This window comes from Microcoleus sp. F10-B2 (genome assembly GCF_036704965.1).
Lineage (GTDB): Bacteria > Cyanobacteriota > Cyanobacteriia > Cyanobacteriales > Microcoleaceae > Microcoleus.
This window is the reverse complement of record NZ_JAUBTB010000006.1, coordinates 78,886-95,312: the sequence shown is the minus strand read 5'-3', so window position 1 is coordinate 95,312 and position 16,427 is coordinate 78,886. Positions and strand designations below refer to the sequence as shown.

The following is a 16,427-nucleotide window of genomic DNA, read 5'->3' as shown; positions in this document are numbered from 1 at the left end:
TAGGTTAACCAGCTCTAACTGTATCCCGAAACACTTTCAAAGCTTCTTTTTCTTCCGACATTTGCAGGCATCTCCCCAGCAATTCTAGATCCAAATCCGGCAACAGCATACTCCGAGAAACGCGATCGTAACCCTCTGAGTTCAGTTGGTAAATAGCAAACACTCCGTCTTCCCAAAACCAAACTTCCGTTACGTTAAATCTGCGGTAGTATTCCAGTTTATTAATAGTTCCGCTAGTAAAAACAACTTCGATCGCCAAATCGGGTGTTTCTCGCTGCCGTCTGTCTTCGCCAAAGTAGTAAGATAAATCTGGTTCCTTGCTGCTGCCTTTTGTTTCCCCTTGGAGTGTAGCGCTGCCCGTCGGTGTAAAACTAATATCTTTTTCTAAAAAAAACTGACCTAATATTCCTGCCAGCAGGCATTTAATGGTTTCATTTTTCGACGAACGTGTCATAATTTCCACATATCCGTCGAGGTAAGACAAGCGAACACTGCGAGTATACTCTAGCAAGGAATCCAAAGCTTTGAACTGTTCCCAAGTCATTGATAGCGGCAAAATCAACCGCTGTTCCGGGAGTGCAGTTAATTTGGGGTGAGTCATATATACTTTCCCGAGTTTTAATTTATACTTTGAGATTAAGAGAAAAAATATCTAAAGGGATAAATGTTTTAAGATCAATTCTGCAAAATTCCGGTGGCATACAGATAGATTGCCCGCTATCTGTAGGGACACGGCACTGCCGTGTCCTACGCAAAACTGCCGTGTCTCCTACCAGGAACTAGATATATCGCCAGTCTAATTCGCTACAAATAACTAAGCCAAAAACTGGAATTGAGAACCGTTAACTGCCAATGCAAACGGACTAGCTTGTTCAAATGAACCAGTAATTTCAAAGCTGTTGGTGTTTAAAACTATCCCCAAAATCCGTCCATCTCTTTGGTTGATAATCACCATATCATCAATAATTCCGTCGTTGTCGTAAGCGATCAGATTGTTGTCAGTGAAGAGGAGGTCTAGTTCTGTTAAACCGTCAGTCAAACCGATGCGATCGCCTTCCTCAAACCTAAAATCTGTAATGACATCGGCTCCATTGACTCCAAATTGTTCATCATTGCTTCTGAGCACAAAGATATCACCACCGGAGCCTCCCGTGAGCACGTCAACTCCTCGATCGCCCGCTAAGAAATCGTTGCCGTCATTGCCGTCTAAATCGTCGTCTCCTTGGCCTCCCCGGAGGATATCGTTCCCCAACCCTCCGAAGATCAGGTCATTTCCGGCGTCCCCCCTAACTACGTCGTTGCCATCATTTCCATCCAGGCGATCGTCATCTTTCCCGCCGTAAATTATGTCATTTCCGCCACCACCGCCGATAATATCATTGCCGTTATTTCCTAAAAGACGTTCGTTGGAATCCGACGAACCTCCTATAGTATCGTTGCCGTCGAGTCCCCAAACTCCCCAGGGAAAAGACGCTAAATTTCCATCCTCTACATCAATTTCATCTGGTGTAGCGAATCCCAAAAAACGCGGCCCGCCCCCAGCAAATACAGGAAATCCCGTCAAATCCCCGATGAGATTGTTAATCGTTAAAACCATAACTATGTTCTTCCAAAAATCATGTTAGCTGTCTTACATATGTTAATTCTTGTCGAGGCAAATAGCAAGTATATTTTGATTTAGATCGCAATTCTGTTCGCTTATTAGTGGCAACTAACCTGCTTGTCAATTGCCAATTACCAATTATTAATTACCAATTCCCAATTCCCAATTACCACGGCTGTGCCTCATTCAACCCAAAGCTGCTCTATATCTCGATTCTGAGTCAAATAGCATTAGTTGCTGACACTATCCGCTACTGTCTACCGCTTATAATGGGTGTTACCCACCAGGTGGTAAACACGTTAATATCACCTATAACGTCGAGACTGAGAGGTTGTTTGTGAATAAAAGTCAAAGTCCCGCGAGCCCACGATCAGAGAAAAAACCCAGTTTCCGATACCCACACACCAACTTTACAAACAGGATCTAAGTTCTTGACAAAGCCATAATCGCCGATCGCTGATATTCTTTGGCCAAATTCACTGCTTTCAGGTGTTTTACTCATGTCTACTCCTAAATCGTCTTCCCATCAAAACAACAACTCCGTAAAATCACTGCCAGCGACAGATATAGTCCCAACAAAGCAAGACAGTAACAATCTGCCCAGCGAACCAAGTATAGAACAGCTACTGGAAGCTTTGGCGGGCCAAGTACCCAGTCAATCTGCTGAAATTGAACCCTTGAAAACGTGGAAACAAGATTTAAAGCGACTGTTTCAATTTCTCGGCGACCGCCGCGTTTTAATCGCAGTAATGGAACCGGGAACTTTTGCCCTGCGTTACGCTAACGCGGCATTTTGTCGCTTGGCCGGTTGGGAGGGAACGTCCTTGGCAACTCAATCTACCAACGGTTGGTTTGCAGAAACCAGCATCACTCTGCTGGAACTGTTCGAGGATTGGGGCGGCAAAACAGCAGAACAATTGTACCGCCGCCACCTTTTGCACTGGGTATTGAAGCAATATTATCAAATTGACCTCGACACTTTGCGGGTGCTAGACGAACCCGTCACGGCGAGTGTAAAAAACCCCAAACACCGAGAACCCAGATTCATTGAATTTTGGCTGGGTTCGGAACAGTTAAAAATTACTCGAATTGACTCAAAAATAGATGAATTTGCGGATATTTCTTTAAGATTAATGCCTGTTGCGGAACGGGAAGCTTGGCTGATGCAGCCGAATCAACTGGAAAATTTAGCCGCTCGATTGCAGTTGGATAATTACCGCGTAGAAGGTTTGCTGCTGCTAGAAGGTTTTAATGTCACCGTGCAGGAGCAAATTCGGCGGCTGACTCAGTTATTGATCGATCGAGATTCGATGCTGGGGCCAGACAAATTTGAGAAAATCGATCGGTGTTTGCGAGCGCTCTTCAATGCTGACGGCACTTTGCTGCTGCGCCCAGACGGCGACCACGTACAGCTATTAGTTGCAAAAGACGGCGAACATTTGCAGCCGATTGTTTATTCAATGCACTCCCTAGAAGCTTCTCACTTTTTGAAGGCCACAGCAGCAAATCAAGTTTGGAACGTGCCAGACTTGCGCAGGGAGTGCGAAACCGAGTGCGATCGAACTTTGCGGAAAATGGGGACTCGATCGATGCTGCTGATACCGCTGGTAGTCAAATCTGTCACCCGCGAGGGGTGCGGGCAGCGGATTTTGGGTGTCGTGGGGCTGTTGTGCGATCGGCCCAACCACTTCAACGGCATTGACGCTCAACACGCCCAAGAACTCATTCCCGCCTTCATTGCAGGCCTGCGGCAAGCCATCCAAGAGCGGTTTACTCACATTCACAACATCCACCCCGCAGTAGAGTGGCGGTTCGCCCAAGAAGCAGAAAGGCGAAGTTGGGGACTGCCCCCAGAAACAATCGTATTTGCTGACGTTCATCCGCTGTACGGAATTTCGGACATTCGCGGTTCTAGCGACGAAAGAAACCGAGCCATTCAAACTGATTTGCTCGAACAATTCCGCTTAGCTTTAGTCATAGCTGATGCCGTTTGCGAAACACAAACTACCCACCTCGGCGAGCAACTGCGGCTCGACTTGCTTGACTACATCCAGCATTTAAAAGAAAAAGTAACAGTCGATATGGAGGTGCGAGCAGCCGAGTATTTAAACGAGCGTTTAGAAATATATTTTGACTATTTTGTGCAGTGCAGCCCCAGAGTTCAGGTAGCCGTTGAAGCTTACCGAGCAGCCTGCGAAAACGAACACAAATGCGTTTACAGCGATCGCAGCCGCTACGACCAAATGCTGAACCTAATCAGCACCAAACTCCAAGAAACCTGGGCCCGCTGGCAAGAAAAAATGCAGCAAATTCTTCCCCACTACTGCGACATCGAATGCACCGACGGCATCGATCACATGATTTATGTAGGAAAATCGATCGACCCCAAATTCAGCCCATTTCACCTGCACAGTTTGCGGTACGAACAACTGCGAGCAATTTGCGACTGCGGCCGCACAGTTTTTCGCCTGCAAGCCGAGTCTCAAATTGACATGGAACTCGCACATTTAGTCTTAGTGCAGAATACCACGATCGACATTTTTCACAACGAAAATAATGAAAAAATGTTTGACGTAAAAGGCACCCGCGACATCCGCTACGAACTCGTCAAAAAGCGCATCGAAAAAGCCGTGGATAAGGACGCACAAGAGCGAATTACCCAGTCGGGGATGTTGACAGTCGTTTATTCAACTGAAGACGAATGGGAAGAGTACCAACAATACTTGCGCTACTTGTCTCGCGAAGGTTGGGTTGAACCAAAAGTTCAGACTGGCATGGTAGAATCGCTGCAAGGAGTCAGCGGTTTAAAATTCGCCCGCGTCCGCATTTTACCAGATCCAGAATCACTTTCAACTATCTGTGAAGTTACGGTTGTTATCGATTGAGAACCCGTTCAATTGCCTGTTTTAGGCCCAGTGCGATCGCTCCAATCCCCTTAAAAAGGGCGGAGCGAAATCATTCTGGACTCACACACAAGACCGATATTACATATTTAAGATTTTTGTTGACACCCGCGAACACTGCCGCGTTGTCACTTAGTGTATCTTCGGTGTGATTTGGGAGCGAAAAATACACGATCTGAATCACAGCTAATCAAGCTCAAGTAGTGTTAATCTAATAAAAATTAGAGCCTGTAATTAATAATTCAAGTTATGTTGAAATTCTCCAAATACCAAATCAATATTACTCTGCACGAAGGCGTCGAAACAATCATCTATCGCGGACAAACACCGACAGACGGGCCAGCAGCAATTCTGAAAGTCCTCAAAGCCGAATATCCCACCCTCGAAGCCATTACCAGGCTCAAACACGAATATCAAATCCGCCAAAATTTAGACAGCGAACAAATCGTCAAAGCCATCAGTATTGAAACATTTGACCACCGATTAGGAATCGTTTTAGAAGACTTTGGCGGCGAATCCCTCGCAAAACTGCTGGAAAGAGAAACCTTAAGCCTGCAAGCAAATTTAAACATCGCCATCCAAATAGTCAAAGCGTTACAATACCTGCATTTTCAGCACATTATTCACAAAGACATCAAGCCCAGCAACATCATAATTAACTCGCAAACAAAACAAGTAAAAATCACCGACTTCGGCATTGCTACAAAACTCAACAAAGAAAACCCGCAATTTAACAATCCCAACTCAGTCGAAGGCACATTAGCCTATATGTCACCCGAACAAACCGGGAGAATGAACCGCACCCTCGACTACCGCACAGACTTTTATTCCCTTGGTATCACATTATATGAAATGCTGACAGGAAAATTGCCTTTCCGCAGCAACGACCCCTTAGAAATAGTTTACAGCCACATCGCAGTTCAAGCAATACATCCCCATCAAATCAATTCAGAAATACCTGTCGCCATCTCTGAGATAGTGATGAAATTGGTGGCAAAAAATGCCGAAGATAGATATCAAAGTGCGGCCGGATTGTTAGCAGACTTAGAAATTTGTTTGCATCAGTTAGAAGCCACCGGACAAATTGCCGACTTCATCCCCGGACGCTTAGATATTCTCAGCCAATTGTTAATCCCTCAAAAATTGTACGGTAGAGAACAACAAGTCAACGAAATATTAGCAGCATTTGAACGTGTAGGGGCGGGTTCACCCGAATCTTTGCCACCCAACCGAAATACAGAAAAACCCGCCCGCCCCTATGCAGAAACTTTTTCACCCGCATCTTTCCCACCCAACCAAAATACAGAAGAATTCGCCAATTATCAAAGCGAATTAATGCTAGTATCAGGCTACTCAGGTATCGGTAAATCAGCCGTAGTCAACGAAGTTAGCAAACCAATTACCAGGTCAAAAGGTTACTTCATCAGCGGCAAATTTGACCAATTAAAACGCAACATTCCTTATGCCTCATTAATCCAAGCATTTAACTCCTTGCTGCAGCAATTGCTAACAGAAAGTACACTTTCATTAGAAATATGGCGCACTAAAATTTTAACAGCCGTGGGAACAGACGGCCAAGTAATTGCCGACGTAATTCCCAAAGTTGAATTAATTATCGGCAAACAGCCAGAAGTCCCAGAACTCGCCCCTGTAGAATCGCAAAATCGCTTCAATCGGGTATTCAAAGAATTTATTCGCGTTTTCGCCCAAAAAGAACACCCCCTAGTTATCTTTTTAGACGATTTGCAGTGGGCAGATTCAGCAACATTAAAGTTGATGCAAATACTGATAACTGACCCCGACCAAGAATATTTGTTGCTAATCGGTGCCTATCGAGACAATGAAGTTAGTCCGACCCACCCCTTAATTCAGACTGTAGAAGAAATTGAAAAAACTGGTACAATAGTCAACAATATCGTGTTGCAACCGCTGGATTTAGCAAATGTGACGGAATTAGTCACTGAAACACTTAACACTTGCACAGAAAAAGTAACAAATCTAGCCGAGTTAATCTGGAATAAAACGGGTGGCAATCCTTTTTTCTTGACGCAACTACTCCAAGCACTTTATCAAGACTCTCTTTTAAACTTTGAATTTAATCAAATTACAAATGAGGGAAGTCAAAATGGCTGGTATTGGAGTATAGATGAAATCCAAGCCATTGGAATCACCGATAAAAGTGTGGTGGAACTGGTAGCTTCTCGCATTGAAAAGCTGCCCGCACCCACGCAAGAAGTGTTGAAGCTAGCAGCTTGCGTGGGAGATAAATTTGCTCTAGATGTGCTGTCACTTGTTAGCGAAAAGTCAGCTAATACTACAGCTACTGAACTTTATTCAGCTTTGCAAGCAGGGTTAATTCTGCCCTTGAGCGATGCCTATCGCATTCCTTTAGTTTTCGATCGAGCCGAATCAATCAATCTCAAGTTAGACACTTCGCGGGTTAGTTACAGATTTTTGCACGATCGCGTTCAGCAAGCCGCATATTCGCTAATTCCCGAAGACCAAAAGCAATCCACTCATTTAAAAATCGGTCAATTACTGTTAAACAATACTCCACCAGACAAGCTAGAAGAAAACATCTTTGATATCGTCAATCAATTGAATGTCGGAATTGACACGATTAGCCAACAGTCAGAAAAAACTCAGTTGGCACAATTAAATTTAACTGCTGGACGCAAGGCAAAAGCGGCTGCTGCGTATGAAGCTGCTGTTAGGTATTTGCGGGTTGCTATGGAATTATTGCCTGCAGATTCTTGGCAAAGCCACTATGACTTAACTTTAGCAATTTACGAGTCAACTGCAGAAGCTGAATACTTAAACATCAACTATGAAGATTCAAAAAATATGGTTGATATTGTACTGCAAAAATCTAAAAGCTTACTGGAAAAAGTGAATGTTTATGAACTTCAAATCCAGTCTTATAACGCTCAAAATAGAGTGGTAGAAGCACTCAATACAGGACTGGAAGTGCTGAAACTATTAGGCATTTCTTTTCCTCAAAATCCCAACGCGCTAAATATTGTGGCGGGACTGAGTAATACCAAATTGAGCTTAGGATTGAAAGGAATTGAGGATTTAGCTAACTTGCCAGAAATGATCGATCCCGAAAAACAAGCAGCCATGCGGATTTTATCGGGGATTCTCAGCAGTGCTATTCAGGCCAAACCCCCACTGATACCGCTGCTGGCATTTAGGATGGTCAAGCTGTGTATTAAATACGGTAATTCGCCTTATGCAAGTATTGCCTACGTTTATTATGGCGTAGTTATGTGCAAGCTAGGGGACATTAGTTTGGCATACCAATTCGGTCAACTGGCAATTAGGCTGTTAGACAAATTTCCCTCCCGTTCAATCAAAAGTAGAGTTTATGCAACATTTGGTTCTTTTATTCACCACTGGAAAGCCCCTCTCAAGTCAGGATTAGGCGATCTCAAAGAAGGTTTTAAAACTGGGATGGAAACTGGAGAGTTGGAATTTGCTGGTTATGCTATAGGTGCATATTGCTTAAACAAACTGTCGATAGGAGAGCCTCTAGATTTGGTGGATCAGGAGACTGGTAAATATATGAAACTAATGCAGCAATCTCAACTTGAAATGGCTGTACAGTATATAAGTATAGGCAGGCAGACAGCCCTCAATTTGCGCGGTCAAGCTGTCGATCCCTGTCATTTAGTCGGTGAGAGATTTAATGAAGTAAAAACGCTCCCCATTTTAATAGAATGTAAAAACTTTTTTTTAGTTGGTTTGGTTTATCAGGCCAAAACTCAGCTTAATTTTATCTTCAGAAACTACGCGCAAGCATTAGAAAATTCAAGGTTATTTGAGAAACATGAGGAGTCTGTAGCCGGATTTGATGTGGTTGCTCTGAATAATTTTTACTCCTCTCTCAGTATCATAGCTTTGTATCCAGCAACGGGCAAAGGGGAACAAAAGCAATATTTGGAAAAAGTGCTGCAAAACCAAAAGAAGATGAAAAAATGGGCTGTTCATGCTCCGATGAATTATCAACACAAATACGACTTGGTAGCAGCGGAAACAGCGCGAGTTTTGGGACAAAATACCGAAGCAATGGATTTGTACGATCGCGCAATTGATGGAGCAGCCAAAAACGGTTACATTCAAGAGGAAGCATTAGCCTATGAATTAGCAGGAGAATTTTATCAAGCTTTGGGTAAAGAGATAGTTTCTCAAGCATATCTGACTAAAGCCTATTATGGATATATCCATTGGGGAGCCATAGCTAAAGTTAAACACTTAGAATCAACACATCCTTTCTTAGCAGCACAGACGCGCACAATTCAAACCCCAACTCTCGATGTCACCCGCACTACCACTGGAAATACTACCAGTAGTAGTTTAGGCGATTTCTTAGACTTAGCTACTTTTATTAAGTCGGCGCAAGCCATTAACGGTGAAATTGTTCTAGAAAAATTGTTGACAAAATTAATCAAAATTCTTTTAGAAAATGCGGCAGCTCAAAAAGTAGTGCTGCTGCTGCTGAAAAACGATATCCTCTGCATAGAAGCTACTGGCACTCATGCGGAGGATAAAGTGACACTTTTACCGTCTATTCCCGTAGAAAATTGTCAAGATATACCCCGGTGTGTGATTAATTACGTACACCGCAGTCAAAATCATCTGGTTTTAGACAATGCTACTGTTGCCGAACCTTTTAATGTAGATACCTACATTCAGAAATATCAACCAAAATCAATTCTCTGTTTGCCGATTATTTATCAATCTCAGGGGCGCGGCATAATTTATTTAGAAAATGCTTTGACAGTAGGAGCTTTTACAGCAGAGAGAGTAGAAGTGTTCAAAGTGTTAATTTCTCAAGTTGCTATTGCTGTAGAAAATGCTGGTTTGTACGCGCGCGAAAAAGATAAATCTCAACAGTTAGAAAAATCTTTCAATGAACTGCAACAGGCGCAACTGCAACTCATTCAAAGCGAAAAAATGTCGGCTCTCGGCAACTTGATTGCAGGGGTTGCTCACGAAATTAACAATCCGCTTGGTTTTATTGCGGGCAATCTTGATGCTGCTGCTGAGGCGAGCTTAGATTTGATTGATTGCTTGCAACTTTACCAAGAAAAATTTCCTAATCCTGGAGATGAATTACAGGATAAAGTGTCGGAGATTGATTTAGAATATTTGATCGAAGATTTGCCTAAAATGCTTTTATCTATGAAATCAGGTACAGAGCGCATCCGCAATATTAGCAAGTCTTTGCGCACTTTTTCCCGCGCTGACAGTGCCAATAAAGTGTCAGCAAATATTCATGAGGGCATCGACAGCACTTTGATGATTTTACAGTATCGTCTGAAAGCTAAAGATACTCGCCCCGCGATTAAGGTTATCAAAGAATACGGAGATATCCCGCCCGTTAAATGTTATTTTGGGCAACTGAATCAGGTATTTATGAATTTGCTGGCAAATGCGATCGAGTGTTTTGACGAATTCAATCAGGGTCGCACTTACGCGGAAATTGAAGCTTTACCGAATACGATCGCCATTATCACTCATGTCTCCGAGGATAGCAACAGCGTGGTGATTAAAATCAAAGATAACGGTCAAGGGATGTCATCGGAGGTGAAGTCGAAAATATTTGACCATTTATTTACTACCAAAGGAGTAGGAAAAGGTACGGGTTTGGGGCTGTCTATCAGCAGGCAAATTGTGGAAGAAACCCACGGCGGTAAACTGACTTGCGAATCGGTGCTGGGAGAAGGTTCGGAATTTGCGATCGCACTTCCTTGGAATTAAGGGACTCGGCGGTTGAAACGGTGTTTTTTCGGTTGATAGTCGTGGGGGCAAAAACCCGGTTTCTTTTGGTAATTTCATGATTTTAGGATGGTTGCGAGAAACCGGGTTTTTTCGGTTGATAGCACGGACTCAGAAGCCGTAACACAAATTTTGAAAGTTGTCAATGCCTAATTGTGTCTTAAAAAGTCCGCTGTTCACAGTCTACATTCGGCAGTATTGTAAATATGCAGTTACATTGTTATCTAAATCATGTAATAACTGTATTTGATAGGAGTTTTGCGAGTGAACGCTGCCGAACAAGCCAGAAATATAGAAGTTGCCAGCAAAATTGCTGCTGTTGTTAATTTATTCAAGTCCGAATTCCCGGATGCAAAAGTCGATTTGAAACCTTGGATGAATGACGAGGATACCAGAGAACTTGTCGATCCAGATTCGATCGACATTGGCTTCCATTTTCCCGGTAGAAGCCGCTTGTTGCAAAGCCGCAGCATCTTGATTCAAATCCGATTTTACCAAGATCCGGTGGAAGGATATCGGCGGGCGATCGGGGTTGAGGCAGCCGGTTACGATCATACTGGTCAGCAGTGGCGCTTTTCTACCGTGGAAAATTGGGGTTTTGTCGGTGCAACCGAACCCGCTGCGGAGTCTGCCGAAAAGCTCAAACACTTTTGCCGCGAGATATTCGGTTTGTTTAATAGTTAAGTTCCAGGGATTGTAGCAGGGATTTGACGCCACATCCTAAGTAAATTGATATCAACGATCTGGCACCATTTCTAATAATCCCTTGAGAGGCGGCGTCGGAGCAACAGCCCACAATAAAATTTAATTTTTGTGGAGCAGGCATCATGCCTGTTCTTGACAATGGTGCTTGAGTGTGAGTTATTTCAAACTATCGCAATTGTCGATCGACCTACAGCCAACCGGATAAACAGATTTGTAAGTTGTCGATCGCTTGCCAAACAAAGTATAGCGGTTATCGCGGACTTGTTCGTACACGCGATCGCCCATCCACTTCATCCCCGGCATTGCCCGGTAAGCAGCCACAAACACCTCGCCAGCAGGCAATATCCGTCCGATTTCCTCCGCCGCATCGCTGCCTTGCCAGCGGCGTTCTGGATTCTCCGCATCTATCAAAATCATCCCCATTTCGCAGTCAGCAGAAGTTATCCCAAAGCGCTTTAATTGCTCTAAATCTTGCATCGAAATATACTCAAAATTTTGGCCTTTATCTAAGTTTTCGAGTAACTGCACCAAGGTAACGCAGAGATTGCAATTTCCGTCGTAAATTACGTTGTAATTCATGTGATCACTTCCTAATTTATTCACTAACTATTCCACGATTTGCACCTGATGAGCTAACTGTCAGGTGCAAAATGCACCTGACTAACTAACTCTTTTCCTTACAGGAATCTCGATCGCAAATTCCGTGCCTTGACCCGGTGCGGAATGGCATTTAAGCTGCCCGCCGTGCTTTTCCACCACAATTTGATAGCTGATAGACAGCCCCAAACCAGTACCTTTACCCGGTTCTTTCGTAGTAAAAAACGGATCGAACAACCTTTCGTGAACATCTATCGGAATCCCCGGCCCGTTGTCAGCAATCCGAATCACAATATGAGAAGGATGCCGCCTCGAAACATCAGAAATAGCAGGATCTCCCTGCATCAAAGCATCCTGTTCGTACTTTACATCCGTACAAATCCGCAGCGTAGGCGAAGGACAATAAGGAATAGGTGCCAGTTCCCCCTCAGCCCACTTTCCGGTTTCCATTGCCTCTTCCAAAGCATCAATTGCATTGCCGATAATATTCATAAAAACCTGATTCAACTGTCCCGCATAACACTGTACGCGCGGCAAATTACCGAACTCTTTGAGCAGCACAATTTTAGGATGCCCTGCGGTTTCTTTCAACCTGTGTTGCAAAATCAACAAAGTGCTTTCAATCCCTTCGTGAATGTCAACCTGTTTTTGTTCCGCTTCATCCAAGCGCGAGAAATTCTTCAGTGACAGCACAATTTGGCGAATTCGCTCGGCTCCCATTTTCATCGAATTTAACAGTTTCGGCAAATCTTGGAGCAGAAAATTAAAATCAGCATCATTTATCTCTTCTTGAATTGCCGGTGTTGGATGCGGGTATTCCTGCTGGTAAAGTTGCAGCATTTTTAGCAAGTCTTTAAAGTAATCGTCAGCGTGCATGACGTTGCCGTAAATAAAGCTAACGGGATTGTTGATTTCGTGAGCAACGCCAGCGACTAATTGCCCCAAACTTACCATTTTTTCATTTTGAACCATCATGCTTTGAGTTTTATGCACGTCCCGCAGGGCTTTTGCCAATTCTTGATTCTTACTCCTCAATTGACTTTCGGAAAGCTGCACCGCTTCTTCGGCGTGTTTGCGCTTGGTAATATCTTTGCGAATTGCTACATATTGATGGGGTTCTCCGCTGGTATTTAAGCAAGGTACAATCGTAGTATCCAACCAGAATAATGTACCGTCTTTAGCTTGATTTTTCATTTCTCCCCGCCAAACCTTTCCCTGGCGGATGGTTGACCAAAGCTGCTTGAAAAAATCGGCTGGGTGATAACCAGAATTAACAAGTCTGTGGGTTTTGCCGATCAGTTCTTCTCGGGAATATTGAAATAGTTCGCAAAATTGATCGTTGACATAGGTAATGGCTCCGAATTCGTCGGTATTCGAGACAATTGCCGATTGATCCAAAGCAAATTTTTCAAATTCCAACTCTTTGAGAGTTTGGCGCAATTCTGCTTCGGCTTGTTTGCGATCGCTAATATCGGTAATCATCCGCAAAACACCTGAAAATTCGCCCTCACCGTCGAACATCGGCGTCGCCGAGACGATCGCCCACAAGTGAGATCCGTCTTTGCGAGTAAACTTAAAATCGTGGCGTTCGCGAATGCCTTGCCGCCTGCGGTTCACGTAACTTTCAGCTATTTTTATACAGTCGCAGTCGATAAACTCAAATAGCGATCGCCCCAGCATTTCCTCTACAGTATACCCCAGCATTTCGGCCATCCGAGAGTTAGCAAAAGTCGTGATACTTTCGCTGTCAAACATCCAAACGCCCTCCGAAGCCGTCTCGACAATGCAGCGGTAATAATTCTCCCTCTCCCTCAGTGTTTCCTCTGCTTGCTTGCGATCGGTAATATCAGTTTGCACCGCAATAAAACCTTCGAGTTCCCCCGTTTCTTGATAAATAGGCGCGATCGAAAGCGCCACCCAATAACCCCTTCCATCCTTTTTGTAATTGTAAATTTCCTGATTAAACGGCACCCCTGCAGCCAAAGCCGATCGCAGTTGAGCAATAGTTAGCGGGTCTGTTTGAGGGCCTTGCAGTACATCACCCGGTTTTTTTCCCTGCATTTCTGCCAGCACGTAACCGCTAATCCGAGTAAATCCTTCATTTACCCATTCAATGCAGCCTTGAGCATCAGTAATAATCACACCATTTTGCGTTTTTTGAGCCACAATAGCCAACCGCGACAATTCTGTTTCAGTTTTTTTGCTTTCCGTAATGTCTTCAGCAATACCCACAATGTACTTAGGCGCGCCCGAATCGTCAAACAAAGGAACTTTTTTAGTGTGCAAAATCCGCTTTCCCCGGCGCGGAAGTTGGATAGTTTCTTCTGGCAAATCAATACCTTTTCTCGTTGCAAACACTTCTAAATCTTGTGCTTGCAAGTAATTTGCCTGCTCTGATTCCAACAAATCAGCGGCATTGTTTAAGATAACTTCATCGCTGGAATAGCCAAACAATTCTTCGCTAGCAGTATTCCAATAAATAAATTTTTGCTCTACAGCATCTTTAATAAAGACGCTAATCGGCAGATTTTGCAGTACCGCATTCAGAAAATCTTGAGTGTTTCGCAGGTTTTCTTCAGCTCGCTTTCGTTCAGTAATATCCAAAATCACTCCGTCGAGATAAACAACCCGAGACAGAGAATTTGCCACCGGCGATACCGGCGAAACCACAGCCGACAAAAAGCCCTCAATTTCCCCTTGTTCCTCTTGTTTTCCTCTAGCCTCTTCCGCCTCGCAGCAAACAGCTTTGCCTTTTTCGTAAACCCAGCTAATTTCGCCGTCAGCCCGGACAATCCGGTATTCAAGGATGTACGGATTTCTGGTTGCTACACTTTTTTTGACAGTAGCATCCACATTTTTGCAGTCTTGAGGATGGATAATGCTGGCAAAAGAACGGACGCGATCGTTGATAAAATCAGAAGATGGATAGCCTGATATTTCTTGAACAGCCTCGCTCAAAAACGCCATTGTCCGTGTTAATCCCCCGTCGGCAGTAAAGTCGCAGGTACAGCGGTAGACAGCACCGGGAATATTAGCTACTAAATTTTTATATCGTTCTTCGCTATTTAACAAACATGGGCCGTCTCCGTTATTGCGATCGCCGTTCTTAACTTTAGAAGAATTGGAGGAAATTTGCATGATTTTTTCACTTGTGAGTGCGGTGGCAAGTGTTAGAGTAGATGACCGTATAAAAAGTGAATTTAATTTGCATAATTATGCGTTATTAATTAATATAGTACAAAATTAGTTCTCCGAACATTCAGAAAATTTGATGGCGGCTAATAGGTAGAGCTAATCAAAGCTAGAGATGTAGAGGGAAGAGGGAAGTTCGGCAACGGATTCTGTAACAGCTTCAACGGAGTTAACGAATTTAACCCAGGGATGTTGAGGTTGGAGGTTCGAGGGAACATTTTCCGACTCTCCCCCTCTCCTACTCTCCGACTCTCCGACTCTCCCCCTCTCCTACTCGCCGTCTCGTTACAATAAGATAAGTTGCCTTGCTACCGACCAGCCCCTCAAACAAAACATCATGACTCAACAACAACCCCGGATTTGCATTCTCGGCGGAGGCTTCGGCGGACTCTACACAGCCCTGCGCTTGAGTCAGTTACCCTTCTCCACAACCGAAAAACCCGAAATTGTTCTAGTTGACCGCCGCGATCGATTTTTGTTCGTTCCCCTGCTGTACGAACTGCTGACGGGCGAGCTCCAAACCTGGGAAATTGCCCCGCCGTTTGCGGAACTCTTGCAAAACACAGGTGTGCGCTTTTGTCAAGGTACTGTCTCCGGCATTGATGTGGAGCAAAAACGAGTGCAGTTGCACGACGGGCCAGAAATTCCGTGCGATCGCCTGGTTTTAGCTTTAGGCGGCGAAACCCCTCTAGATATGGTTAAGGGTGCCGTTGAATACGCTTACTCGTTTCGCACCCTCGACGACGCCTACCGCTTAGAAGAAAGACTGCGATTTTTAGAAGCCAGCAACACCGACAAAATTCGGGTGGCGATCGTCGGGGCCGGTTATTCGGGAGTAGAATTAGCTTGTAAATTAGCCGATCGACTCGGAGACAAAGGTCGCGTGCGGTTAGTCGAGCAAAGCGACAGGATTCTGCAGACATCACCGGAGTTTAATCGCGAAGCCGCCAGCAAAGCTTTAGAAAAACGGCAAGTGTGGATCGACCTAGAAACAGAAGTAGAGGCGATCGGATCGGACACAATCTCCTTACTTTACAAAGGACAAGTAGATGTTCTCCCTGTAGACATAGTATTGTGGACAGTAGGAACTCAAGTTAGTCAAGCAGTGCGATCGCTACCCCTAAAACAAAACCGCCGCGGTCAATTAACAGTCAATTCGCAAATGCAAATTATCGACCATCCAGACATATTTGCCTTGGGAGACTTAGCGGAATGTCACGATGCAACTAATCAAAAAGTCCCCGGAACAGCCCAAACAGCCTTCCAGCAAGCTGACTACACCGCCTGGAACATTTGGGCCTCCCTCACCGGCCGCCCATTACTTCCTTTCCGCTATCAGCCGCTAGGAGAAATGATGACATTAGGAATAGACAACGCGACCCTCGCAGGTTTAGGAATTAAACTCGACGGACAACTAGCACACATTGCTCGCCGCCTAGCCTATCTCTATCGGATGCCAACATTTGAGCATCAACTAAAAGTTGGTTTCAATTGGATTAGCAAGCCGATTCAAGAGTTGCTTAAAAGCTAATCGATGCTTCTTCAAATAGATACAGCAGATTCCACTTTTATGAAGTACACCCCCGATCGATACCCGTAGGGGCACTCCAAAAACCCAAGGCGTGTCAATTTAAGGCTGTTTCCCT

The 16,427-nt window shown here is 44.3% G+C and carries 9 protein-coding genes; 4 read left to right on the top strand and 5 right to left on the bottom strand.

Translation table 11 applies throughout. The features are described from left to right. Positions 1–4: 4 nt before the first annotated feature. From QUA99_RS04055 to QUA99_RS04045, 3 genes are all read right to left on the bottom strand, one after another. Positions 5–601: a Uma2 family endonuclease gene (locus QUA99_RS04055; protein ID WP_333234864.1), complete on the bottom strand. Its 597-nt coding sequence runs from the start codon at positions 599–601 to the stop codon at positions 5–7. A gap of 213 nt (positions 602–814) precedes the next feature. Next, positions 815–1,597, bottom strand: coding sequence for a calcium-binding protein (locus tag QUA99_RS04050; protein WP_333234863.1), 783 nt, complete (start codon positions 1,595–1,597; stop codon positions 815–817). 376 nt (positions 1,598–1,973) lie between these two features. After that, the gene (locus tag QUA99_RS04045) at positions 1,974–2,105 is read right to left on the bottom strand and encodes a hypothetical protein (RefSeq protein ID WP_333343117.1); all 132 of its coding nucleotides are present in this window, start codon (positions 2,103–2,105) and stop codon (positions 1,974–1,976) included. On the opposite strand from QUA99_RS04045, the gene QUA99_RS04040 reads away from it, so the two are divergent. The 3 genes from QUA99_RS04040 (at position 2,104) to QUA99_RS04030 (ending at position 10,971) form a co-directional block, all read left to right on the top strand. Continuing rightward, complete coding sequence (locus tag QUA99_RS04040; protein WP_333234862.1) at positions 2,104–4,488, top strand: GAF domain-containing protein; 2,385 nt, start codon at positions 2,104–2,106, stop codon at positions 4,486–4,488. The two genes, QUA99_RS04045 and QUA99_RS04040, sit on opposite strands and share 2 nt — an antisense overlap. A 267-nt stretch (positions 4,489–4,755) precedes the next feature. Beyond that, positions 4,756–10,269 carry a protein kinase domain-containing protein gene (locus QUA99_RS04035; protein WP_333234861.1) on the top strand — a complete coding sequence of 1,838 codons (5,514 nt, stop codon included), beginning with the start codon at positions 4,756–4,758 and terminating at the stop codon, positions 10,267–10,269. A 282-nt stretch (positions 10,270–10,551) separates the two neighbouring features. After that, on the top strand, positions 10,552–10,971 hold the full coding sequence (locus tag QUA99_RS04030; protein ID WP_333234860.1) for a hypothetical protein: 420 nt from the start codon (positions 10,552–10,554) through the stop codon (positions 10,969–10,971). Between the two features lie 177 nt (positions 10,972–11,148). On the opposite strand, the gene QUA99_RS04025 is transcribed toward QUA99_RS04030, so the two are convergent. Together QUA99_RS04025 and QUA99_RS04020 are read right to left on the bottom strand one after the other, a co-directional pair. Next, complete coding sequence (locus QUA99_RS04025; RefSeq protein WP_333234859.1) at positions 11,149–11,571, bottom strand: DCC1-like thiol-disulfide oxidoreductase family protein; 423 nt, start codon at positions 11,569–11,571, stop codon at positions 11,149–11,151. Positions 11,572–11,652: 81 nt separating this feature from the next. Next, a complete protein-coding gene (locus QUA99_RS04020; protein ID WP_333234858.1) occupies positions 11,653–14,727 on the bottom strand; it encodes a PAS domain S-box protein in 3,075 nt (1,024 codons plus the stop codon). A 391-nt stretch (positions 14,728–15,118) separates the two neighbouring features. Between QUA99_RS04020 and QUA99_RS04015 the strand changes: the two genes are divergently transcribed. Then, on the top strand, positions 15,119–16,312 hold the full coding sequence (locus tag QUA99_RS04015; protein ID WP_333234857.1) for an NAD(P)/FAD-dependent oxidoreductase: 1,194 nt from the start codon (positions 15,119–15,121) through the stop codon (positions 16,310–16,312). The last annotated feature ends 115 nt before the right edge of the window (positions 16,313–16,427 follow it).

Bases quoted from the DNA above. Each gene is read 5' to 3' on its own strand.
- QUA99_RS04055 (WP_333234864.1), bottom strand. From the start codon at position 601: ATGACTCACCCCAAATTAACTGCACTCCCGGAACAGCGGTTGATTTTG.
- QUA99_RS04050 (WP_333234863.1), bottom strand. From the start codon at position 1,597: ATGGTTTTAACGATTAACAATCTCATCGGGGATTTGACGGGATTTCCT.
- QUA99_RS04040 (WP_333234862.1), top strand. From the start codon at position 2,104: ATGTCTACTCCTAAATCGTCTTCCCATCAAAACAACAACTCCGTAAAA.
- QUA99_RS04045 (WP_333343117.1), bottom strand. From the start codon at position 2,105: ATGAGTAAAACACCTGAAAGCAGTGAATTTGGCCAAAGAATATCAGCG.
- QUA99_RS04035 (WP_333234861.1), top strand. From the start codon at position 4,756: ATGTTGAAATTCTCCAAATACCAAATCAATATTACTCTGCACGAAGGC.
- QUA99_RS04025 (WP_333234859.1), bottom strand. From the start codon at position 11,571: ATGAATTACAACGTAATTTACGACGGAAATTGCAATCTCTGCGTTACC.
- QUA99_RS04020 (WP_333234858.1), bottom strand. From the start codon at position 14,727: ATGCAAATTTCCTCCAATTCTTCTAAAGTTAAGAACGGCGATCGCAAT.
- QUA99_RS04015 (WP_333234857.1), top strand. From the start codon at position 15,119: ATGACTCAACAACAACCCCGGATTTGCATTCTCGGCGGAGGCTTCGGC.